Source organism: Streptomyces sp. MNU76 (assembly GCF_020982545.1).
Classification (GTDB): Bacteria; Actinomycetota; Actinomycetes; order Streptomycetales; family Streptomycetaceae; genus Streptomyces.
The window spans coordinates 72,972-94,894 of the sequence record NZ_JAJKLK010000031.1; the positions used below are offsets into that span (position 1 = coordinate 72,972).

Annotated in this window: 19 protein-coding genes and 6 pseudogenes; 9 read left to right on the forward strand and 16 right to left on the reverse strand. The window is 70.8% G+C overall.

The genetic code is table 11. From position 1 onward, the window contains the following. Positions 1 to 57 precede the first annotated feature (57 nt). The 3 genes and pseudogenes from E4N62_RS45835 to E4N62_RS48470 all read left to right on the forward strand — a co-directional run. Positions 58 to 1,638 (forward strand): ABC transporter substrate-binding protein, encoded by a 1,581-nt coding sequence (locus E4N62_RS45835; RefSeq protein WP_230224302.1) that lies wholly within the window; start codon positions 58 to 60, stop codon positions 1,636 to 1,638. Between the two features lie 132 nt (positions 1,639 to 1,770). Beyond that, a complete protein-coding gene (locus tag E4N62_RS45840; RefSeq protein WP_230224304.1) occupies positions 1,771 to 2,454 on the forward strand; it encodes a uracil-DNA glycosylase in 684 nt (227 codons plus the stop codon). 233 nt (positions 2,455 to 2,687) lie between these two features. Further along, positions 2,688 to 3,206 (forward strand): annotated as a pseudogene (locus E4N62_RS48470) (hypothetical protein); the annotation flags it as partial. An 836-nt stretch (positions 3,207 to 4,042) separates the two neighbouring features. Here the strand turns inward: E4N62_RS48470 and E4N62_RS45850 are convergent. Next, positions 4,043 to 4,555, reverse strand: a complete 513-nt coding sequence (locus tag E4N62_RS45850; RefSeq protein ID WP_230224306.1) for a DinB family protein — start codon at positions 4,553 to 4,555, stop codon at positions 4,043 to 4,045. Positions 4,556 to 4,628: 73 nt separating this feature from the next. Between E4N62_RS45850 and E4N62_RS45855 the strand changes: the two genes are divergently transcribed. After that, positions 4,629 to 5,537 (forward strand): Gfo/Idh/MocA family protein, encoded by a 909-nt coding sequence (locus E4N62_RS45855; protein ID WP_230224308.1) that lies wholly within the window; start codon positions 4,629 to 4,631, stop codon positions 5,535 to 5,537. Here E4N62_RS45855 and lnt read toward each other — a convergent pair. Continuing rightward, positions 5,458 to 7,062, reverse strand: a complete 1,605-nt coding sequence (lnt, locus tag E4N62_RS45860) for an apolipoprotein N-acyltransferase (protein ID WP_230224310.1) — start codon at positions 7,060 to 7,062, stop codon at positions 5,458 to 5,460. The genes E4N62_RS45855 and lnt overlap by 80 nt on opposite strands. 205 nt (positions 7,063 to 7,267) lie before the next feature. After that, positions 7,268 to 7,750: pseudogene (locus E4N62_RS45865) on the reverse strand (nuclear transport factor 2 family protein); the annotation flags it as partial. 107 nt (positions 7,751 to 7,857) lie between these two features. Between E4N62_RS45865 and E4N62_RS45870 the strand changes: the two are divergent. After that, positions 7,858 to 8,151: pseudogene (locus E4N62_RS45870) on the forward strand (DUF4291 family protein); the annotation flags it as partial. Positions 8,152 to 8,155: 4 nt separating this feature from the next. Here E4N62_RS45870 and E4N62_RS45875 read toward each other — a convergent pair. Both E4N62_RS45875 and E4N62_RS45880 read right to left on the reverse strand, forming a co-directional pair. Further along, positions 8,156 to 9,436 carry a serine hydrolase domain-containing protein gene (locus tag E4N62_RS45875; protein ID WP_268270568.1) on the reverse strand — a complete coding sequence of 427 codons (1,281 nt, stop codon included), beginning with the start codon at positions 9,434 to 9,436 and terminating at the stop codon, positions 8,156 to 8,158. A gap of 249 nt (positions 9,437 to 9,685) precedes the next feature. Further along, entirely contained in the window at positions 9,686 to 10,648 is a 963-nt protein-coding gene (locus E4N62_RS45880) for an RlpA-like double-psi beta-barrel domain-containing protein (protein ID WP_230224312.1), read from the reverse strand. 194 nt (positions 10,649 to 10,842) lie between these two features. Here E4N62_RS45880 and E4N62_RS45885 point away from each other — a divergent pair, with 194 nt between their 5' ends. Continuing rightward, complete coding sequence (locus E4N62_RS45885) at positions 10,843 to 11,583, forward strand: SDR family NAD(P)-dependent oxidoreductase (protein ID WP_230224314.1); 741 nt, start codon at positions 10,843 to 10,845, stop codon at positions 11,581 to 11,583. Between the two features lie 81 nt (positions 11,584 to 11,664). Here the strand turns inward: E4N62_RS45885 and E4N62_RS45890 are convergent, their stop codons facing one another. The 8 genes and pseudogenes from E4N62_RS45890 to E4N62_RS45925 all read right to left on the reverse strand — a co-directional run bounded on the left by E4N62_RS45890 (position 11,665) and on the right by E4N62_RS45925 (position 17,966). Further along, positions 11,665 to 12,258: an AAA family ATPase gene (locus E4N62_RS45890; RefSeq protein ID WP_230224317.1), complete on the reverse strand. Its 594-nt coding sequence runs from the start codon at positions 12,256 to 12,258 to the stop codon at positions 11,665 to 11,667. Next, complete coding sequence (locus tag E4N62_RS45895; RefSeq protein ID WP_184896702.1) at positions 12,255 to 12,434, reverse strand: hypothetical protein; 180 nt, start codon at positions 12,432 to 12,434, stop codon at positions 12,255 to 12,257. The genes E4N62_RS45890 and E4N62_RS45895 overlap by 4 nt, the downstream gene beginning before the upstream one ends. 115 nt (positions 12,435 to 12,549) lie before the next feature. Next, positions 12,550 to 12,702, reverse strand: a pseudogene (locus E4N62_RS45900) (undecaprenyl-diphosphatase); the annotation flags it as partial. An 829-nt stretch (positions 12,703 to 13,531) separates the two neighbouring features. Continuing rightward, complete coding sequence (locus E4N62_RS45905; protein WP_230224319.1) at positions 13,532 to 14,533, reverse strand: TIGR00341 family protein; 1,002 nt, start codon at positions 14,531 to 14,533, stop codon at positions 13,532 to 13,534. Between the two features lie 18 nt (positions 14,534 to 14,551). Continuing rightward, positions 14,552 to 15,364 (reverse strand): transposase, encoded by an 813-nt coding sequence (locus E4N62_RS45910; RefSeq protein WP_230224321.1) that lies wholly within the window; start codon positions 15,362 to 15,364, stop codon positions 14,552 to 14,554. 65 nt (positions 15,365 to 15,429) lie between these two features. After that, positions 15,430 to 15,690: a hypothetical protein gene (locus E4N62_RS45915; RefSeq protein ID WP_230224323.1), complete on the reverse strand. Its 261-nt coding sequence runs from the start codon at positions 15,688 to 15,690 to the stop codon at positions 15,430 to 15,432. Continuing rightward, entirely contained in the window at positions 15,691 to 15,882 is a 192-nt protein-coding gene (locus E4N62_RS45920) for a hypothetical protein (protein ID WP_230224325.1), read from the reverse strand. A gap of 209 nt (positions 15,883 to 16,091) precedes the next feature. Then, the gene (locus tag E4N62_RS45925; protein WP_230224327.1) at positions 16,092 to 17,966 is read right to left on the reverse strand and encodes an AMP-binding protein; all 1,875 of its coding nucleotides are present in this window, start codon (positions 17,964 to 17,966) and stop codon (positions 16,092 to 16,094) included. A gap of 723 nt (positions 17,967 to 18,689) precedes the next feature. Here E4N62_RS45925 and E4N62_RS45930 point away from each other — a divergent pair. Next, a pseudogene (locus E4N62_RS45930) lies at positions 18,690 to 19,127 on the forward strand (transposase); the annotation flags it as partial. 55 nt (positions 19,128 to 19,182) lie between these two features. Here E4N62_RS45930 and E4N62_RS45935 read toward each other — a convergent pair. From E4N62_RS45935 to E4N62_RS45945, 3 genes are read right to left on the reverse strand one after another with little or no spacing between them, the layout of a single operon-like run. After that, positions 19,183 to 19,614 (reverse strand): PRC-barrel domain-containing protein, encoded by a 432-nt coding sequence (locus tag E4N62_RS45935; protein ID WP_230224329.1) that lies wholly within the window; start codon positions 19,612 to 19,614, stop codon positions 19,183 to 19,185. Between the two features lie 2 nt (positions 19,615 to 19,616). Beyond that, positions 19,617 to 20,180, reverse strand: coding sequence for a PRC-barrel domain-containing protein (locus E4N62_RS45940; protein WP_230224331.1), 564 nt, complete (start codon positions 20,178 to 20,180; stop codon positions 19,617 to 19,619). Further along, entirely contained in the window at positions 20,177 to 20,326 is a 150-nt protein-coding gene (locus E4N62_RS45945) for a hypothetical protein (protein ID WP_230224332.1), read from the reverse strand. Before E4N62_RS45945 ends, E4N62_RS45940 begins: the two co-directional genes overlap by 4 nt. Positions 20,327 to 20,536: 210 nt before the next feature. Between E4N62_RS45945 and E4N62_RS45950 the strand changes: the two genes are divergently transcribed. After that, positions 20,537 to 20,779 carry a hypothetical protein gene (locus E4N62_RS45950; protein ID WP_230224333.1) on the forward strand — a complete coding sequence of 81 codons (243 nt, stop codon included), beginning with the start codon at positions 20,537 to 20,539 and terminating at the stop codon, positions 20,777 to 20,779. A gap of 115 nt (positions 20,780 to 20,894) precedes the next feature. Continuing rightward, positions 20,895 to 21,784, forward strand: a pseudogene (locus E4N62_RS45955) (slipin family protein). The last annotated feature ends 139 nt before the right edge of the window (positions 21,785 to 21,923 follow it).

Below are 21,923 nucleotides of genomic sequence, written 5' to 3' on the forward strand. Positions count from 1 at the left end.
TCGGGGAGCCTGCGGTATCGTTCGGCCACTCTGTACGGCATTTCGAGGAGCATGCACGTGTTCAACCGGAACCGATACTTGCCGCCACTCGCGGTGATCGCGTCCATATCCATGGTGACCGGGTGTGGTGTGTTCTCCTCGGACGCCTCCGACGATGCGGACCCCATCGTCGTGGGGACCACCAGCATGCCGAGCACGCTGGACCCTGCCGCGGCCTGGGACAGCTCCTGGGAGCTGATGCGCAACGTCTTCCAGCCCCTCCTCGGCTACGCGCCCGGCGGGTCCGAGCCCGAGCCGGACGCCGCCGAGAGCTGCGAGTTCACGGACAACTCCAGCACGGTGTACAGCTGCACGCTGCGTGAGGGCCTGAAGTTCTCCAACGGGCACACGCTGGACGCCAAGGCCGTCAAGTACTCGTTCGACCGGATCAAGAAGATCAACGTCAACGGCGGCCCCGCCGGTCTGCTGACCACCCTCTCCCGGGTGCAGACCAAGGGCGACCGCGAGGTCGTCTTCCACCTCGGCCAGCCCGACGCGACCTTCCCGCTGGTGCTCACCACGCCGGCGATGTCGATCGTGGACCCCGAGGAGTACCCCGCGGACAAGCTCCGCGAGGGCGGGGACATCGCGGGCTCCGGGCCCTACAACCTCGCCTCCTACGACGAGGGCAAGAGGGCCGAGCTGACCCGCAACGACAACTACAAGGGCATCGCGGACCACAAGAACTCCGCGGTCACCATCCAGTACTTCACGCAGTCGGACGAGATGGTCAAGGCCCTCAAGAACAAGGACATCTCGGTCATCTACCGGGGTCTCGGCGCCTCGGACATCGTGGACATCCAGGCCAACCACGATGAGGAGGGGCTCCAGATCGTGGAGAACGCCACCACCGAGATCAGCTACCTGGTGTTCAACCCCAAGGACCCCTGGGCGAAGAACCCCGCGGTCCGCAAGGCTGTCGCCCAGATCCTCGACCGGCCGGCGCTCGCCCACAACATCTACAAGGACACCGTCGAGCCGCTCTACTCCATGATCCCCCGGGGTCTGGTCGGCCACACGACGGGCTTCTTCGACGACTACGGCAACCCCAGCGCGACCAAGGCGAAGTCCATCCTCACCGAGGCCGGCATCACCGAAACGGTTCCTCTCCAGCTCTGGTACACCACCGACCGGTACGGCTCCCAGACCAAGCCGGCCTTCGAGGAGCTGAAGCGGCAGCTGGAGGCGTCCGGCCTGTTCGAGGTCACGCTGAAGAGCCGCCCGTGGAAGACCTACTCCGAGGGCTACCAGAAGGGCGAGTACCCGGTCTTCGGGCGCGGCTGGAACCCCGACTTCAACGACGCCGACAACTTCATCGCCCCCTTCGTGGGCAAGCAGAATGCTCTCGGCACGCCGTACGAGGCCCCCGAGATCACGGACAAGCTGATCCCGGAGTCGCGCGCCGAGAGCGACCGCGGCGCCGTGGGCGAGGAGTTCGAGGAGGCCCAGCAGATCCTCGTGGACGACGCCCGGCTGATCCCGCTGTGGCAGGGCAAGGCGTACACGGCCGCCAACGAGGAGATCGCCGGCCTCGAGAACGTCATCGACCCCGCGACGATGATGATCATGTGGCAGCTGTCGTGGAAGACCAGCTGGTAATTCCGGGTGCCCGGTCCCGTTGTCAGTGGGCGCCTGTAGGTTCTGTGCTCTGACGGCGGCCGCGCTTCGCGCGGCCGCCCATGGCCGCGTGTTCCGTGGCCGTGAAGTGAGCGCACACCGGAGGAAGTTGACGTGACCGACATCGCGATGCTGCCCGAATCCTGGCGCGGGGTCCTGGGGGACGAGCTGCAGCAGCCCTACTTCAAGGAACTCACCGAGTTCGTCGAGGAGGAGCGTGCCAAGGGTCCCGTCTACCCTCCCCGTGAGCAGGTCTTCGCCGCGCTCGACGCCACCCCGTACGAGAGCGTGAAGGTGCTGATCCTCGGCCAGGACCCGTACCACGGCGAGGGCCAGGGCCACGGGCTCTGCTTCTCCGTGCGGCCCGGGGTGAAGACCCCGCCCTCGCTGCGGAACATCTACAAGGAGATGCAGGCCGAGCTGGGCACCCCGATCCCGGACAACGGTTATCTGATGCCGTGGGCCCAGCAGGGCGTGCTGCTGCTCAACGCGGTCCTCACGGTCCGCTCCGGCGAGGCAAACTCGCACAAGGGCAAGGGCTGGGAGAAGTTCACCGACGCCGTGATCCGCGCGGTGGCCGACCGGCCCGACCCGGCGGTCTTCGTGCTGTGGGGCAACTACGCGCAGAAGAAGCTCCCGCTGATCGACGAGGAGCGCCACATCGTGGTCAAGGGCGCGCACCCCTCGCCGCTGTCGGCCAAGAAGTTCTTCGGCTCCCAGCCGTTCACGCAGATCAACGAGGCCGTCGCCCGGCAGGGGCACGAGGTGATCGACTGGACGATCCCGAACCTCGGCTGACGGGCCCGCTCGGCCCCGGCCTCGGCCGGTTTCGGCCTCCAGCCCCGGTTTCGGTCGACACCGGCCGGCCGCTCGTCCCTCCGTACGTGTAGGTCCGTCCGACCGGCTGCTCGCCGTACGGCCGCCGAGGCTCCCCCGCGGCCGTACGGAGCGGCCTGACCGGGATTGCCCGTGCCTGCCGTTAGCGTCGGGAGGGACAGACGGGGCAGGGGGCGAGGAGTGCGGAGGACGCGGTGGTGGAGCGACAGGAGCGGGTGGCGCCGGACGCCGTGCTGACCCGGATCGGGCAGGCGGTCATGCTGCACCACGGGGGTGACCGCGAGGAGGCCCGGGACCGTCTGCTGCGGCTGTGGGCGGAGATCGGGGAGGACGGCACACCGCTCCACCGCTGCACCCTGGCGCACTACATGGCCGACACGCAGGACGACCCGGACACCGAACTGGCCTGGGACCTCAGGGCGTTGTCGGCGGCCGACGAGCTCGGCGACGGCCGGTCGGCGCAGGACCGGGACGAGCTCGCGGTGCGGGCCTTCTATCCCTCGCTCCACCTCAACCTCGCCGCCGATTACGCCAGACTGGGCCGCCCCGACGCGGCCCGCAGCCATCTGCGGCTGGCCCGAGGAGCGCTGGCCTCGCTGGCGGACGACGGCCACGGCGACGGTGTCCGCACCGCCCTGGCCCGGCTGGAGGCCCGGCTCGACGAGACGGGCCCTACGGGTGGGGAGACACCGGGGCCGCCACGACAGCGGCCCCAGGGTCCCAGCGGCGAAGGGTCGGCCGGGGCGGCGCAGGCCGGGGCGGTGCGGGGCGGCGCAGGCCGGGGCGTGCCGGTTCGTGTGCCCGGCAGGGGTTCAGCGGCCGTAGACGTCCTTGCAGATGACCGCCTGGGGGTGTCCTTGCCCCAGCCGCCGTATCGGTGGCCGAGTGCGCAGACGTCGGAGTTCTTCGCCTACGTCGTCGGGACCGTTTTGGGGGGGCGGGATCTCGACGTGGGTGCGGGAGCCCGGTGGCGGGCCCTGCCGCTCGCGGGGCCGGCCGCTCGTCGCGGGGTGGCGGGGTGCGGCGGGGGTCGGGGCGGCGTCGGTGCCGGTGCCGGGGGCGGCCCGGACGTGGGCTTCTGCGCCGGGGGCGCGCTCGGGGTGGGTTCCCGGGGCGGGCCGACCAGCCGCAGCGCCTCGCGCGCTGGGGCTTCCACGATCTGGGTCTCGGTGGTGCCCTCCGGGCGGGGCTCGGACGGGCGGGACGGAAGGGCGACGGGCTGCCGCGGGGGCGGGTGGTGCGGGGTCACGCAGCCGGTGAGAGCCGATACGGCCACGGTGACCAGGAGCGTTGCGGTGGTGGTCGGTCGATGCACGCGCGCAACTCTGCTGTGTGCGGGCCCCTTTGGGGAGGGGGCGGCCGGATGATGCCCCCACATGGGTGACGCCCGCGGCCTCAGGACGACGCCGCGCGCCCTACTTCGGGAAGAACGCGGCCGCCGGCCCTGGCCCCCCGGGCCCTCGCCGCACCGGTCGCTCGCCCTGGCTGCGGTCGGCCGCTCCGGCTCCGGTCGCTCGCCCTGGCTGCGGTCGGCCGCCCCCGGCTCCGGTCAGTATCCGGTGGCCCCGTCGATGCGCTCCCGGAGCAGGTCCGCGTGGCCGTTGTGTCGGGCGTACTCCTCGATCATGTGGGTGTAGAGCCACCGCAGGCTCGGTGCCTCGCCCGACCGTCGGTGCACGGCCTTGGCGACGTCGTCCAGGGCGAGGCCCTCGGCGTTGCGGCGGGCGATCGCGATCTCCGCCTGCCAGGTGCCGTACGCCTCCTCCCAGGTGTCGGCCTCGGTGAGGTGGAACTCCCCGTCCGGGTCCGCGTCGCTGAAGTAGATCGGGCCCCGGTCGTCGTCCACGAGCACCTTGCGGAACCAGATGCGCTCGACCTCCGCCATGTGCCGTACGAGCCCGAGGAGGGAGAGCTGCGAGGGCGGCACCGAGGCGGTCCGCAACTGGGCGTCGTCCAGACCCTCGCACTTCAGCGCGAGGGTCTCCCGGTGGTGGTCGAGCCAGCCCTCCAGCATGGCCCGTTCGCCGGCGGTGACGGAGGGTTCGGTGCGCAGGTCGGTCATACGGGCCATCCTCGCAGCCCCCGTATGCTGCCGACGAGGCATTTCGACGGCACACCGTGGACGGGAGACCCCAGTGAAGGTCGGCTGCGTCGGGCTCGGCGACATCGCGCGGAAGGCGTATCTGCCGGTGCTCGGCACCCAACCGGGGCTCGAACTCCATCTGCAGACACGCACGCCCGCCACCCTCACCCGCGTCGCCGACAGCCTCCACCTCCCGCCCGGCCGACGGCACACCGACCTCGATTCGCTGCTGGCCCAGGACCTCGACGCGGCCTTCGTGCACGCGCCCACCGACGTCCACCCCGAGATCGTGGAACGCCTGTTGGAGGCGGGCGTGCCGACGTACGTCGACAAGCCACTCGCGTACGAACTCGCCGACTCGGAACGGCTCGTACGGCTCGCGGAGGAGCGCGGCGTCGGGCTCGCCGTAGGGTTCAACCGGCGGTTCGCGCCCGGGTACGCCCAGTGCGCCGACCATCCGCGCGAACTGATCCTGATGCAGAAGAACCGCATCGGTCTGCCCGAGGTGCCGCGCACGATGGTCCTGGACGACTTCATCCACGTCGTGGACACCCTGCGGTTCCTGGCCCCGGGTGAGGTCGAGGACGTGACCGTACGGGCCCGGACCGAGGACGGCCTGCTGCACCATGTCGTGCTCCAGCTCTCCGGGGCCGGGTTCACCGCGCTCGGTGTCATGAACCGGCTCAGCGGCTCGGCGGAGGAGATCCTCGAGGTCTCCGGACAGGACACCAAGCGGCAGGTGGTGAACCTCGCCGAGGTGATCGACCACAAGGGACAGCCGTCCCTGCGGCGGCGGGGCGACTGGGTGCCGGTGGCCCGGCAGCGTGGCATCGAGCAGGCGGTGCTCGCCTTCCTCGACGCGGTGCGCGCGGGCAGGGTGCTCAGCGCGCGGGACGCGCTGGCGACCCATGAGCTGTGCGAGCGGGTGGTGCGGGCGGTGGAGGACCGCCCCGCCGCCTGAGCCGCAGGGTCCGTACGCCCTCGAAGGCGCCCCACGCGAGCAGGGTCAGCAGCGCCGCGTCCACCGGCCAGTCGCCGAAGCGGACATAGGGTGTCGTACCGCTCGCCAGCGGCACGTCGTACACGGCCGTCGTGCTCTCGTCCGTGCCGAGCCGGGGGCCGACCGGCCCGCCGGCCGGGCCGTACACCGCCGAGACTCCGGTCAGGGTCGCGTGGGCCATCGGGCGGCCGGTCTCGGCGGCCCGCAGCGCCGCCAGCGAGGCGTGCTGCTCGGGGGCCCAGCTCTGCTGGAACGTCGAGGTCGCCGACTGGGCGAGCAGCAACTCGGCGCCGTCCCGGGCGAGGTGACGGCTCATGTCGGGGAACGCGGACTCGAAGCAGACCATGGGGCCGATCCGCAGCCCCTTCCCGGAGTCGAACACGACCTGCTCGGTGCCGCGCCTGCGGTCCTCGCCGGCCGCCTCGCCGACGGAGGTGGCCCAGCCGAGCAGCGAGCGCATCGGGATGTACTCGCCGAAGGGGACCAGACGCATCTTGTCGTAGCGGTCGCCGGTGGGGCCCTCGGGACCCACGAGCACGGAGCTCTTGTAGATGCCGGGACGGTCGGAGCGGCGGGCGTCCACGTTCACCAGGATGTTCGTGTCCGCCTGGTCGGCCAGCGCGGCTATCCGGTCGGAGAGATCGGGACGGTCGGCGAGGTCGTGACCGACGCTGCTCTCGCCCCACACGATCAGGTCGAGGTCCCGCCCGGCGAGGCTTCGGGTGAGTGCCTCCTCACGGTCGAACCGGTTGTCGGGCCCGTCGGTCACGCCGGGCTGCACGACGGCGATCCGCACCTCGCCCCGGACGTCGGGGCGCGGCGCCCACAGCCACACCGCCGAGGTCACGGTGGCCGTCGCGACCAGACCGGCGAGCGCCGGCGCCCGCGACCGGCGTACGGCGACCAGTACGGTGACCGCCACGTTGACGGCCACCAGCAGGAAGCTGATCAGCCAGACTCCGCCGACCGAGGCAAGCCGCAGCGCGGGCTCCACCTGCCACTGGCTGGAGCCCAGCAGACCCCACGGCCCGCCGAGGCCCTGCCAGGAGCGGACGAGTTCGATCGCCAGCCAGCCCGACGGCACGACCAGCAGCGCCGCGGCGACCCGGCCCGGTGACGGCGTCCCGGCCAGGAACCGGCGCACCAGCCAGGCCCAGGGCGCCCACAGCGCGCCCAGCAGGCCGGCGATGACGAAGGTGAACACATGGAGGTTCGGCAGCAGCCAGTGGTGCATGGCCAGCATGAACGCGCATCCGCCCAGCCAGCCGTCGTACAGCGCCCGGCGGGCGGTCGGGGCGGTGCGGACGATGAGCATCCACGGCACCAGCGCCCCGTACGCGAACCACCACAGGCCCGGCGCGGGGAACGCGAGCACGGGCAGGGCTCCGGCCACGACGAGGGCCGCTCGCCGCCGCCAGGGGGTGGCCGTCCATACCGCCGTCCGCCGCCGCCATGGGGAGGCCACCCAGTCCGCCGCCGTTCGCATCCAGCGCCTCCCTCCCCACCGGTGAGTCCTTCCAGTGTGCGCGCCGGAGACGATCTCCGACAGAGGGCCTGGGTGGGGTGGGGTGGGGTGGGGGTGGCGCGCGGGGCGGGTTACGGGTGTGTGGCAGCCGGGGTGTGGTGGCAGCCGGTGGCTTGGCGGAGGCGTGGGGCGTTGCGGAGGTGCGAGGGGCCCGGTCAGGCGGGTGAGGGGTGCTGTGCGGGGTGAGGCCCTCGGGGGTGCGGCGCCACTTCTCCTGGACCACGACCTCGCGCAGGCGCCAGCCGTCCGGCGTGCGGACCAGGGCGAAGGCGTAGCGGCCGCCGCAGACGAAGTCGGGGGCGGTGGATCCTTCGTCGTGGCCGGCGAAGCGCATCGGGTTGACGTAGTCCGCCTGGACCCGGGCGGTGTCGCCGGTGTCCTGCTCCAGGAGTTCGAAGCGCACCCGTCTGTTGACGATGAGGTGCTGGCGCATGGGGAAGAGCTCCATGCTCCGCGCCAGCCACCCGGCGACCTGCCCGGCGTCCCCCTCGATGCCGCCGGCCGAGCGGTAGTCCGCGCGGCCGTGCGGTGCGAACAGGTCCCGGTACGCCGCCCAGTCACCGTCGTCCACGGCCACCGCGTACTCGGTGATCAGGCCGTCGACGGCGAGTCGGTCCATCACGGTCGCGAGCTCCACACGCTGCGTCATCGGCTCAGTCTTGGGGCAGAACCCGCGCCACGCCAAGGGGCGTGCGGTCGGATGGGGGATATTTCCGGGTGTTCAGACCTGCGACCGGCCGCGCCGCCGGGCCGAGCCGGGGCGCCTGGCAGCGGGAGGTCCGTCGGTCGCCCGCCCGTGTCCAGTGGGACCCCGAGCGCGACCTGCGGCTCGCCCCGCTGCCCCATCGCTCGTTGCAGCTGGGCCTGTCGGGTGAGGCGGCGGCGCGGTACGCCGACGAGTGGATCGTCGGCATCGAGGACGTGACGCCGCTCGCCAGGCAGATCCACGGCCTCGTCCGGGCACGTGACCTGGAGGCGGCCACGGCACTGCTGCCGGATGAGCCGCCGTATCCCGTCGCCGACGATGTCCTGGCCCATCTGCGGAGCTGAGCGCTCAGCCGCGGCGAGGGCCGAGCAGTGCGCAGACCGCGTTCTCCTCGATCGTGCGCAGCCGTTCCACGAGGTCGGGGGTCAGCCGCGCGTTCACCTGGGTGGTGAGCGAGAAGGTGAGGGACCTGCGGCCGTCGGGGGTCGCGGCGATCAGCTGGGTGTACCCGGGGAAGTTCCCGGTGTGGCCCAGGACCACCCCGCAGCGTGTGTCGTAGCGGAAGATGGCCAGCCCCGCCCTGTTGCGGCCCGGACCGGCCGGTTCGGAGGCCCCCCGGATCCAGCGCCGCTGTTCGTGCAGGATCTCTCTCGACGTCAGCTCCCCGGCGGCGTAGCCCCGGATGAACCGCGTCATGTCTCGTGGGGTGGAGATGATCCCGCCCGAGGCCCACACACCGGACGCGCTGAGCGCCTCGCTGACGTCCTCCGGCGGCGCGGGCGGCTCGACGGCGTACCCGTGCATGTACGGCTCCGGCATCTCGTACCCCAGGGGGAGGCTGGTGTCGGTCAGCCCGAGCGGCCGGTAGACGATCCGGCGCAGGAGGTCCTCGTACGTCTTGTGGGTCGCGGCCTCCGCCATCAGGGCGACGGCGATGTTGTCGGAGTTGGAGTACTGGTACCGGGAGCCCGCAGGGAACCGCAGTGCTTGGTCCGCCACGAAGTCCAGGAGCCGGCGGGGGTCGAAGGTGCGGCGGGGGTCGGCGAGGAGCAGGTCCAGGAACTCCTGGTCCTCGCTGTAGTCGGGCAGTCCGCTGGTGTGGTTGAGCAACTGCCGCAGGGTGACCGGCCACCAGGCTTGCGGCAGTCGGGGCAATGTGTCGCCGATGGTGCTGTCGAGGCTGAGCTCACCCTGTTGCACGAGGCGGAGCGCCACCGCGCCGCTGAACGCCTTCGCCGTGCTGGCGATGCGCATGTGGTCGGTGATCTCGATCGGACGGCCGCTCTCCAGGTCGGCGACTCCGGCCCGCAGGACGCGTGGGCTGCCGTCCCGTTGCAGTACGGCGATCACGCCGGGCGGACCTCCGGGGGTGGCGACCAGCTCTTCGAGCTGCCGTTGCAGGGCGCGCTCGCCTCGGCCGTCGGCACCGCCGTCGGCGGAGGCGCCCGCGGTCGGGGCGAGGAGCAGCCCGCCCAGGCAGGAGGCGCCGAGCAGGGCGACGAGGGAGGGGCGCCGCAGAGGGGGCCGGATACGGAGACGAAGACCGTGGCGAAGGCCAGGGCGAAGACGGAGGCGGCCGGCACGCGGACCGGCATCGGGGCGCGGGCGGGGCGCGGGCGTGGGTGGCATGAGGGTCCCGGGGAAGATCGGTGGGCAGGTGGCACCCTCAGCATCGGCCGGGACCTCGACGACGCGCGCGCGAGCTTGCGCTGTCCGGCGGATCGGGCGCGCGAGCCGTGTCGGTGAGCCGCCCCAGCCGCCCCCGTGAGCCCCGTGATCCGCGCCCTGCGACCGCACCCTCTGATCCGCCCGCTGTGATCCGCCTGCTGTGACCCGTTCGCTGTGATCCGCCCGCTGCGGGGGCAGGGTCGGCTGCCGTCAGCGTGCCGTGAACTGCACGCTCGTCCGCTGTACGACGTCCGGTCGCACGGTGAGGCCCTCGACGGTCAACCGCTCCCCGTAGATGTCGGTGATCCGGAGCGCGCCGCCGCACCCGCCGCCCTGCTCGGAGAGGAAGTAGTTGTACCCGGTACGCGGCAGCGGGGTCCAGGCGCCGCCGGAGCGGACCTCCAGCCGCGCCACCGGGTTGCGGTGACCGAGCACCTGGATGCCGCACCAGTACTGGCTGGAGCCGGTCTTGTAGCGGATCGACAGCGGGTCGGAGATGGCGGGGCTCAGCAGGCTCCAGGTGATCGGTATCTCGCCGCGGGAGGGCGCCGCGAGCTTGGCGAAGGCCTCGGCGCTGAGGTCGAGTTGGCCGGGCCTGCACGGTGACGGGCACTCGTTGGTGATCCGGACCGTGACGGCGGCGCCGCCCGCGCGGACGCGCACGTACGCCCCGCAGGCCTTGGACACCTCGTAGTCGGTGGTGTTCATAGCCGCCGTCATGACGTCGCCACTCGCGCCGAACGAGCAGGCGCCGTCACCGTTCCCGGCGTCGTAGAACGTGGCGACCCCCGTGTAGTCGACGCCGGGGCGGATCCGTCCCGCCAGCTGTCCCGAGGCGGAACCGGACCGGCCGGTCGCGGCGGTCGTCGGCCGGGTCGGCTCGGTGGTCGGGGTCGCCGCCGGGGTGGTCTTCGAGGCCGACGGGGACGGGGACTTGGACGGCGTGGGCGACGGCTTCTTCCGTTCCGGGGTGCCGGTGGGCGGGGCGGACGTCCGGGTGGTGTCGGTGACGGGGGTGGCCCCGGCCTTCCCGGCGGCCTCGGTGCCGGTGTCCCGGCCGGGGCCGAAGGCGATCACGAGCGACGCCGCGAGCCCGACGGCCGCCACGGCGGCGGATATGACGGTGGTGCGGCGCCGGGGTCGGCGGGCGGAGCGGGAGGAACGGACAGCCACGTTCAAGTCCTTCGGTTCCGTGCCTGGTTCGGAAGAAGAGCCCAGGAGAAAGGGTGGTGCGTGTGGGGCTCGCGTGAAAGGAGCCTGCCACTCATCTGTTGCCGCCGGGGCCGGAATGGTTGCCCCCGATGCGAGGCGGGGGCGAAGCTGCGATCGTAGGATGATTGATCGTTTGGTGTGTCGGGGAGGTTGGGATGTCACGTCCGGTCACGGTGGTCACGGGTGGGAGCCGGGGGATCGGTGCCACGACCTGCCTGCGGCTCGCCGCGGACGGGCACGACGTGGTGGTCGGCTATGTGAACGACGGTGCTGCGGCCGAGTGGATCGCCACGGGCGTGCGGGCCAACGGGGCGCGCTGTGTCACGGTGAAGGCGGACACCTCGGTGGAGGCCGATGTGGACCGGCTGTTCGAGACGGCGGCGGACCGGCTCGGGCCGGTGACCGGGCTGGTCAACAACGCCGGGGTGACGGGGCCGTTCGGGAGGCTGGCGGACACGGACACGGAGGTGCTGCGGCGGGTGGTGGAGGTCAACCTCCTCGGTGTGCTGCTGTGTTCGCGGCGGGCGGCGAAGGTGATGGCGGCCTGGGGGAGCGGAGCCATCGTCAACGTGTCCTCTGCGGCGGCCACGCTGGGCAGTCCCGGTGAGTACGTCCACTACGCGGCGACCAAGGCGGCGGTCGACACGCTGACCATGGGGCTGGCGAAGGAGCTCGGGCCGGACGGCATCCGGGTCAACGCGGTCGCGCCCGGGGTGATCGACACGGAGATCCATGCGCGGATGGGTGATCCCGAGCGTCCCGACCGGATCGCCGCGTCCGTGCCACTGCGCCGCCCCGGTCGCGCCGACGAGATCGCCTCGGCGATCGCCTGGCTGATGTCGCCGGAGGCCTCGTACACGACGGGGGCGGTGCTGCGGGTGTCCGGGGGCCGGTGAGGTGAGCGGGGGCGTTGTCGGCGGCCGGGTGCGGGTCGTCTGTGGTTGCTCGCGCAGTTCCCCGCGCCTCTGGAGGGGCGCTCAGTCGGCCGGTGAGTGAGGGCCGAACCCGTTGTCGATCAGCATCTGGAACGCGGTCGGCATAGGTCGGTCGGCCAGGAACTCCCTGATGAGGGCGGCGCATCGGAGCGGGTCCGACCGGCTCGTGTCGCACTCGACGTCATAGACGCCGTGGGCGTGCACCTGCTCCAACTGGCGCGCCGCGAGCCCCGGCGGTCGGTCACCTCGCTCCCGCTCGCGCCGCCCGAGCTCGTCCGGGTCGCAGTGCACCCCGACGAAGACGACGTCGCGGGGCACGAAGAGGTCGAGGCAGTCCCGCAGCCGCCATTCCGCGCTCAGGACGTGGTCCATGACGACGTTGTTGCCCGCGGCGGCCATGCCGGCGACCGCGCGGTGGTAGCCCCGCCAGGTGCGGTGCAGGACGGTGGTGAGCCGGTCGGGCGGCATCTCCTGGCGGGTCCGCATGGCGTGGAACGCGTCGACCGGCATGTGGAAGTACGGCTCGTCGAGGATGCGGAGCAGCTCCCTGGCGATGGTCGACTTGCCTGAACTGGACGTGCCGTTCAGGAAGATGATCGATCCGTTGGGCGTGCCGTCCTCGGGTGTCCCGGTCACGCGGCCTCGATCACGTCTCCCCGGGTCGCCGCCGCCCATTCCACGACCAGCAGTTCGTACTCCGCCCGCTCCTGCGCCGACAGTGACGCGCCCGCGTGGCGCCACAGGGCTCTGATCCGGTCGTTCAGGTCGTCGGCGGACCGCACGGAACCACGGGTGGGGGAATCGGGGGACATGCGGACAAGAGTAGGCGCCCGGACTGACAGTGCGCTACTGGGCGGCTACGGATGCCGTATGTGCTTGGTCACTAAGGGGAGTTGGGGAGGGACGGGCTGTTCGGGGCAGCCCCGGTCAGTGGCCCGACTCGCCCGCGTGCGGGCTCAGCACGCCCATGGAGACCAGGACGACGATGACGATGCCGAGGGCGATGCGGTACCAGACGAACGGCATGAAGCTCTTGGTGGAGATGAACTTCATGAACGAACCTATGACGACTTGTCCTGAGCGGCTTTGACCTGCTGTTTTCCACCACTTTTCAAGATCGAATGGAAGAGCGGTGGGAGACGGCGCTTTTCCAGTGCCCTCCCTCGCCTGCCACGAAAGGCGCAGCCACCTGCTTTGCAGCGAATCGGCAATCTCCTGCTCCATGGCCAGGGCAACGTGCGAGTAGAGACCATCCACGCCGGCGGCCTCGCGGCCCATGCGGGTCTCCACGGCGATGCGACTGTGTCGATCTTCGTCCAGCCACTCCTTGCCGCCGTGACGAAGCCGGTACAGCCGCTTTCCGGCGTTCGTGGTCGCGGGGAACCGGCCCCTGATCCGCGGCCAAACTGTCCAACAAGGCACTGGCCGCAGTGCGCGCCTCGGTCGCTCACCAGCCCGGATGAGATTTTCGGCAAGGGCAGGATGCGTGAGGCCGACTGGGGCGGCAGCGGTGCCCCGGATGAGACGCACAAGAGCTCCATATCTCGGGCGGGGAACACGGTGCCGCCGGGCGTTCCGTCGGCAGAGTCTCGGTGCCTTGGCTGGATGGTTCACGGTTTCAGTGAATCGGCACGGAAACGGCCCATGCCGCCATCGCACGGCGTCGTTGCCACCCCTTCAGGTGACCGGAGCGGGACCGGACGGCCCAGGCGGCCACACGCGGTGGCAGCCGGCAACGTTCCGGACGGCACGGCCGAGACCGGCAATCTCCCGATCACCGTTCCGGGGAGCCGTGACAGCGGGTGGGCCGACCGGCGGTGGCGGCCCCACCGCGTGAGCCGGAGCGCCGGGCGGGACACAACCGTCGTGCCCTGGCAGACAATGTGGGACGGCCCGGCCCGGGTGGTGCTCAGCCGCCGACCACTCCTGCGTCGATGCGCCGGCCACGCGACGTGTCCACCACGACGGGGATACCGTCCGGGATCCGTCCCTCGAGCCGGTCAAGCAGAAACTCCACAGGCGGGAGGTCTCCGGGGCTGCGGACGTGGACGTGCATCGTCCGGGAGGTCGCGTCGACACTCGTGACGGACGCGCCCGGCACGCCGGCGAGCCACTGCTTGGCCGCGTCCTTGGTCCGGCCGGTCCAGGTGTCGAGCAGGAGCGTGACGACGGTGTTGGCCGTCAGTGGAACGAACACGACGACGAACAGCAGGATCATGGCGGCATAGGTCCTTCGGGCGGGCCGTCCGGCTGCCTTGTCGGCCTCCACGCCGTAACCGAGCGAGGCGAAGACCACCATGCCCCCGAAGACCAGGGCGAAGAGGTTCGACACGAACAGCACCAGCGCGCCCAGCGCCAGCCATCCGGACGTCTGCCCAAGGCACACTCCGGCCACCACCAGGGGCGGGACGAGAGAGATGGCGATCGCGACCCCGGGCAGCACGGCGGCGACGTCCCGACGGGCCAGCGCCACCGCGCCGGCGAAACCGGTCGCCAGAGCGGCGACCAGGTCCATCAGACCCGGCGACGTACGCGACGAGATCTGGCTGTTGGACAGCAGGTCGTAGTCACCGGGGAGGGCCACGGACATGGCCATCCCGACCGCGATCACCAGCAGGCACGCGAGGAGAACGACCCTGGCCGATCCGGTACGGCGGCGCTGCACCGAGCCCAGGGCGATGCCCATGATCGGTGTGGACAGCGGCGCGATGATCATCGCGCCGATCACGGTGGCCGTCGAGTCCGTGAGCACGCCGCCGGACGCGATGACCGACGACAGCGTCAGCATCGTCCAGAACGCCGAGCGCTTGGACGCGGTGTCCCCGGACGACAGGTCCAGATCCTCGGTCAGTTCATCCAGCGAGCGGCGCTGGGAGGCCGGCAGAACACGCGCGCGGACTTTGCTGATCATGTCCCCAAACAACCACGATCAGCACGGTTTCGGCGAGCAGGACACAGGCATGCGTATGCGCGAGTCCGCCCACGGATCCGACCGGCGCTCGGTAAGTAACGTCCTGCTGCGGATCCGCGTCTTCTGCCATGCCGGCCAGTTCCCTACGAGCGCTCGCAGTGCCCTTCGGGGCCGGGTGTCAATGTCCGAAGTCGTCTGCACGGGTGACCAGCGCGTTCGCAGTCGAGTGCACGGGAAGTTCGGACGAGCTCGACCGTCGCCGACCTCAGCCGACGCGCGTGCAGGGAGATGGGCGGTGAGTTTGTCGTGTCGGCAGGCGGTGATCTCCGAGGTCCGCCCGGGCCGGGCCGCGGAGACCCACAGCAGTCGGCCCCGGTCGTCGGTGAGCGCGATCACGAGCAGGCCGTGGCATTTGTTCTTGCCCGAGTAGTTCTTGCGGTTCTCGGCCCCGGTGCGCCGCCGGGTACGTATCACCGAGCCGTCCAGCAGCACCACCCCGCCACCCTTTCGGGCGATCTTCTTCAGCGCGCGGTCCAGGCGCGGGGCGCGGGCGGCCAGCAGACCCACGACCTCCCGCACCCACCGGGTGACGGTGGTGCGGTGTATCCCGTTGCCGCCTGCCAGGTCGCCTGGCCGCTGGTCACAGCGCAGCACCGCCAGCACGATACCGGCGATCTTCCCCGCGGGCAGGGCCCGCCACCGGGAGCCGATCTTCTTGAAGTGGCCGCGTAACAGGTCGGCGAGCCAGTTCAGGGTGGCACTCGACAGCGGCAGGCGGGCGGTGTGGACAAGGCCGTCAGGGCCCTCGACGGGATGGTTGTTTTTCTTCACACCAAACTCAACTGCCGTCGGGGGCTCGCCGGTTACGCTCTCTTGCCACCCCCGGTCCGGTGCTGCTACAGGCGTGCGGTGAACTTCCCGTCGGGCCGTTTGTGCAGCCAGCCGCGATCGGCGAGCTTGGTCATCTTCGCCTGCAGCGGTTCCAGCTTCCCGCGTACCCCCACCTCAAGCCCCAGTTCCTCACCCACTAACTTGACCTGCACCGCCCCTCCGGCGGCCCGCACGATCGCCAGGATCCGGCGGTAGTCGGCGGGCAGCGCGGCCTCGTCGCCGGTCTCACCGCGGTGCGGGATCAGCAGCACCGCACGCCCCGCCACCTACGCTTTCGCCGGAACCGCCTCAGCAACCTCGGTAACGGCCCGGTCCTGTTCGGCCAGCAGGTTCAGCACCCGCTCGGCGACCAGCAGTTCCTCCCGCTCGACCTGAACCTCCCGCAGCTGCTTGGCCAACTCCTCAGCGAGCGCGTCCAGTTCGCTCCGGCGAGCGATGATCCGCTCCAGGTCTCCCATACCCCGCACCCTCCGGCGACCTCACTGCGTACCGACCCGGTCACGGATCGTAGGAGCGGTCCCGCGACGAGCGCAGCGGAACCCGGGAACCGCCTCAGCCGACAGGGCAGACGATCTTCACCATGGACACCCGCTACCGACCAGCACGAGCACGGCAACTCGCCCGCACACCAGCCCACCTCACCTGCACGTTTCACGATGCATGGGTCTCACTCATCCACTTTTGCAGTGGCGTCGGAAGTCAGACGGATGTCTGCGAGGACGTCAAGACCGGTGCCGGTGGACAGCCAGGCACGCGGGTCGGAACGCTTGATCTTCTTGGACGGGGTGTAGGTGAGGGCGCGTACGAAGACCAAGCGGGTCAGCTGGGCCCATGCGCCGATCCGCTCGTCGACCAGAGCGCGCAGTTCTCGGGCCAGGTGGTGCGGGGCGAGGTCGGTGTCGTCGCGCTGGACGACGAAGGCGACCGGGACTTGGGTGTAGAAGCCGTCCGGGGCGGCGACGACCGCGCAGCGCTTGACGGACGGGTGCGCACCGATGACGTGCTCGACATCGAGGCCGGACAGGCTGTCGCCGCCGACGTTGATGATGTCGTCAGTGCGGCCCGCGATCCACAGGTAGCCGTCCTCGTCGAGGTGGCCGGCGTCGGAGGTGTCGTAATGGCCGGGGAAGTTCCTGAGGTAGGTGTCGGCGAACCGCTCGTCGTCGTTCCACAGCGTGGTCAGGCAGCCGGGCGGCAGCGGCAGCCGGACGGTGACGTGGCCCTGCTCCCCAGCCGGGAGCGGGCATCCGTCCTCGTCGAGGATCTCGACCTGGTAACCGGGCAGCGGCCGGGCCACGGAGCCGGGCTTGACCGGCAGCAGGCCGAGGCCCAGGCAGTTGGACGCGATCGGCCAGCCGGTCTCGGTCTGCCACCAGTTGTCGACGACGGGGCAGCCGAAGAACGCGCCGATCCAGTCCATCAGCTCCGGCTCGACCCGTTCGCTGGCCAGGAACACCGCGCGCAGCGGTGAGCCACCGGACCCGAACGGCCGGTCCTCCAGGGACGCCGTGCGGATGCGGCGCAGTGTCATGGGCGTTGAGAACAGCACGCTGACGCCGTACTCGGCGATGATCCGCGGGAACGCCGACGGGTCGGGCGTGTCGACCGGAGACCCTTCGTAGACGACGGTCGTGGCCCCGGTGACGAGCGCCCCGTACACGGTGAACGAGTGGCCCATCACCCAGCCGGGGTGGGAGTCGGTCCAGAACACGTCGCCCGCCCGGACGCCGAAGACGTTCTCGACGGCCCAGCGCAGCGCGGTCAGGTAGCCGCCGGTGTCCCGCGTGACGGCCTTCGGGCGGGACGTCGATCCGGAGGTGTACAGCAGATAGAGAGGGTGCGCCGATGGCACGGGGACGGGCCGCGGCCCGGTCGCGGTAGAGGTGGCGATCAGGTCGTGCCAGTCGAGGTCTCGGCCGGGCACCGGCGTCCACCGGCCGGCTTGAGGGCGCTGAAGCACCACGCAGTGCTGCGGCCGGTGGTCGGCCTGGGCGAGGGCGGCCTCGAGCAGCGGCTGGTAGACGATGGCGTCCGGGCCGTCGAAACCGCCGGACGCGGTGAGGATGGCCGCCGGGCGGGCGTCGTCGATGCGGTCGCGCAGCACGGCGACGGGTACCGAGGTGACGACAACCGAGTGAGTGAGGCCGAGCCGGGCGCAGGCAAGCATGGCCACGACGGTCTGCGGCGCGGCCGGCATGAAGATCAAGACGGTATCGTCGGCGGCCAGTCCGAGGCCATCGAGGGCCCCGGCGAACGCGACCACCTCGTCGTGCAAGCGACGGTAGGAGTAGGCGTCCTTGGTGCCGGTCTGCGGGCTGTCGAATATGAGCGCGGTGGCCTCGCCCCGGCCCTCGGCGAGATGGACGTCCAGGCAGTTCTCGGCCGCGTTGATCATTCCACCGGGGAACCAGCGGTAGAACGCGGCACCAGTGGCGTCCAGGGCCTTGTCCGGGGTCTGCGCCCAGGTGAGCCGGGCCGCCTGGGATTCCCAGAAGCCCTCGGGGTCGGCCGACCATTCGCTCCGTATGTCCTCGAACTGCATTTCTCGGCTCTCTCGTAGTGCGGTTGCGACATCATGCACGTGCCTGGCACAACTGGATCGGCCCTGGATGGAAACCCAGACACCGGCTCCTCGGGCAGGACCTGTTCGATCGTCGGTCATGCCGTCGGCCCGCCGCTTGGTGGAACTCTGAGGGCTTCCTCAGGAAGAGCTGAGGGGGGACCGGCCGGTGGGATCACGTCGGCGAAGGAGGCCGGCAGCGACCAGACGGTTGTCCGCGTTGGGCAAGCTGGCCGGGCACTGTCACAGCCCGTTCAGATCAACCCACGTGCGTCTCCAGACGACTCGGCCGAGTCCCGCCCGGCTGCCTCCCGCTCCGCGTGCGCAGACAGCGTGGTTCTGTCGACGGGATCCGACACCACTTGTCGCTCAGGGTCGAGAACGCCTTGTCTCGCCGGAGGGCGATGTCTGTGAGTTCTGGCAACGCTTGAGGGGCTGCGGTGGGAGCATGGACGTGCTCTGCGGGATGAGGCTGCGATGGCGCCACCGAAGTCCAAGCTCGACTTGTACGCGGCGATCCGCCGTGACGCCCGGGCAGGGATGTCGTACCGGGCCTTGATGCGTGAGTACGGGTTGGGTCCTGGGAAGTGGTGTACGGGTTGGACCTGATCCGGGGGTTTGCTCCGGCATCGGGCTGATGCCCGCATAGACGAACGGCCACCGGCTGATCTTCGAAGTGTCGAAGCCTCGAAGGAGATCAGCACGATGACCGCACCTGACAGCCTGCCCCTGCCCGCCCTCGCGGAGGACAACCTTGCCGCGGCGAGTCCCGATCTGCTCCGCGCGATGATCAAGACGTTTGCCGACGCACTCATGTCCGCTGAGGCCGACGCCCTCTGCGGAGCCGAGTACGGGCAGGTCAGCGACGAACGCGTCAACCACCGCAACGGCTACCGCCCGCGCGAGCGGGACACCAGGGCCGGCACCGTCGAACTCGCCGTCCCCAAGCTGCGGCAGGGCAGCTACTTCCCGCACTGGCTCCTCGAACGGCGCCGCCGGGCCGAGCCGGCCCTGATCTCAGTGGTCGCCACCGCCTACCTGCTCGGTGTCTCCACCCGCCGGGTCGAGAAGCTCGCCGAGTCCCTCGGCGTCACCCAGCTGTCGAAGTCCCAGGTCAGCGCGATGGCCAAGCACCTTGACGAACGGAGAGCCCGTAGGGCTGGCGCGCACTTCGGTTGCTGCCCGGGGTGCCGGCGGGTCAGGGGGTGGCGACGATGACGGCGTAGCTGCCGGCGCCGAGGAGGCGTTCGCCTTCGACGTCCTGACCGGCGAGGATGAGGCGTTGGATGTGGCCGGTGGTTTCGTCGAACTCGATGTCCTGCAGCGTGCCGAGGTCGTGCCCGGTTTCGGTCAGGACGCGTTTGCCGAGCGGGTCGTGCTTCTTGTCCGCAGGGGTCTTGGTGTCGTCCTCGGTCTGGATGTCGTCGGCTGAGCGGACGGTGATGGCGTCCGGCCCGAATGCCTGGACATGGTTCCAGGTGACGAGGGTGCCGGGGTTTTTGGTCTTCACGCGGAGGGCGGCGATGCGGGCGGGTGAGACGGTGATGGCGAGCCCGGTGACGGTGGCGAGGGTCTCGGCGGTGGACAGGCCGACGATGTCGCGGCCCTTGGCCTGGCTGAAGAGCGGCATCGTCACGCCTCCCCTTCGAGGCGGGTGCGCAGTCCGCGGGCTGCTTCAGGGAACCCGGCCAGGTCTCCGGCGGTGAATTCGCCGGTGGCGTCGGGGACGAGGACCATCTCGCCGGAGACGGCGACGGGCTTGACCACGGGCAGCAGGACCCGCTGGTGGCCGCGGCCGGCAGCCTCGAGCTCGTAGCCGGCCACGGCGGGCGTGCGTCCGGTCTCGATGATGACGTCGACGATCTTGCCGAGGTCGGTGCCGCCGTCGGTCATGGCCCGGGCACCGAGGACGTTGCCGCCGCCGGCAGCGGTGAGGTCCTTGGACGTCTGGTCGTCCTCGGCGAGTGCGTCCTCGTTCCGGATCATCACCGCGTCCGGGCCGAGCGCGTGCACCTTGTTCCACGGCAGGTCCCGCTTGAGGGGACCCGACAGCAGACCGCGCCCGCTGAGGGTGAAACAGCGCACGCTGCCGCGGGCGGTGTCGAAGACGATGTCCTTGACCTGGGCCACGTCCTCGCCGCCGAGGGTCACCACCGGCAGCTTGGCGATCTCACTTGCCCGCATGTATCCGGTCATGACCCAGTCCTGTCGCCGCCGCCCCGGCGCGGGCGCCTGCCCGCGATGACCCCGCCGCCGCGCCGCCGCGCCTGGATTCCCAGCGCCGAGACGGCGCACACCGCCACGACCGCCAGGGCGATGACGAGCCAGATCCACCACTCCATCTGCGCCGACCTCCCGTACCCGCGCCCCTGATCCCAGTATCCGCCGCCACGGACAGCGCTGCACCCGCCAGACACCACCGAGTACTGGGGAAGACGCGTGCGGCCCGAAGGGCGATCATGGGGTATTGACGTGCGGCGGCATCAGGGCTACCTGCCGATCGCCGACCACGGCCTGGTCGGTGACGGGAAGAGCTGCGCGCCTTCCAGGTGGTGCACGCGACCGTCTTCGGTTTCCTGCTGGCCGCGCTGCGGCTGCACACCGTCTCCATCTGGCCCCTGGCGCTGCTCCACGCGCTGAGCAACTGGACCAACTCCAATAGCCCTGGTGAGCTCCCGGTGTGGTGGGAAGTCGCGCGCCTGCTGGCGCTCACTGGCTATGGCACCGTGCTCGTACGCATGAGCACCCGGGAGCGTGCTCTGTCGCTCACGGCCTGTCGGCCGGATCCTGTGTGAGTCGGCTGTCGGCCGTGAGGGGCGAAGCTCTCGGCCGACGCGAGCCGACCGCCGCCCGGACCTGACCGCGGACGGCGAGTCAAGAAGGAAAGTTCCGCGGTTGTCTGTGATTGTCATGTCGCAAGGACCGCTTACCGCTCTGGTCGCGGCGGGCATCGGCGGGGTGCTGTATCTGGCGGACGCAGCGCGGGTGATCAGGCAGTACGAGCCGGGGGGGGCGTACTGCGTTTCGGCCGCTTGACGGGCTCGGTCCGTGGGCGGGGGTTCACCATGGTCGTCCCCGGGATCGACCGGCTGCGCAAGGTGAACATGCAGATCGTCACGATGCCGGTGCCAGCACAGGACGGCATCAGCCGGGACAACGTGACCGAGCGGGTGGACGCGGTGATCTACTTCAAGGTCGTCGGCCCGGTGGACGCGATCATCCGCGTGGAGGACTACCGGTTCGCCGTCTCGCAGATGGCGCAGACCTCGCTGCGCTCGATCCTGGGCAAGTCCAACCTCGACGAACTGCTTCCAACCGGGAGAAGCTCAACCAGGGCCTGGAACTGATGATGGACAGTCCGGCCGTCGAGTGGGGCGTGACCATCGACCGGGTCGAGATCAAGGACGTTTCCCTGCCCGAGGGCATGAAGCGTTCCATGGCGGCAGGCGGAGGCCGACGGGGAACGGCGTTCCCGCCTGATCAACGCGGATGCCGAGCTGCAGGCGTCCAGGAAGCTCGTCCAGGCCGCTACGGCCATGTCCGAACAGCCCGTCGCCCTCCGTCTGCGGCTCCTGCAGACCGTCGTGGCCGTGGCCGCCGAGAAGGACTCCACCCTGATCCAGCCCTTCCCCGTCGAACTCCTGCGCTTCCTCGAACGCGCCGGGGAGCACCACCAGAACCAGATCCCACAGCCGTCCCGTCCGGCAACGACGCGGGGCACGGGCAGTCCGGCGGGCGGCGAGTCCGTGGTCTCTGCCCAGCCGTCTCTCGCGGGAGCGTCTGAGGCGGTGGCGAGCTGACCGGCTGGCATCGCCGCGAGCGGCACCGACGCGCGGGACAAGCCCGCTCCGGTCGGCCACCGCCACCTGTGGCGATGGCCGACGTGCACTCGGCACCCACGGCACGGCCCTGGCTGGCCGGTGTTCGTGCGGACGAACC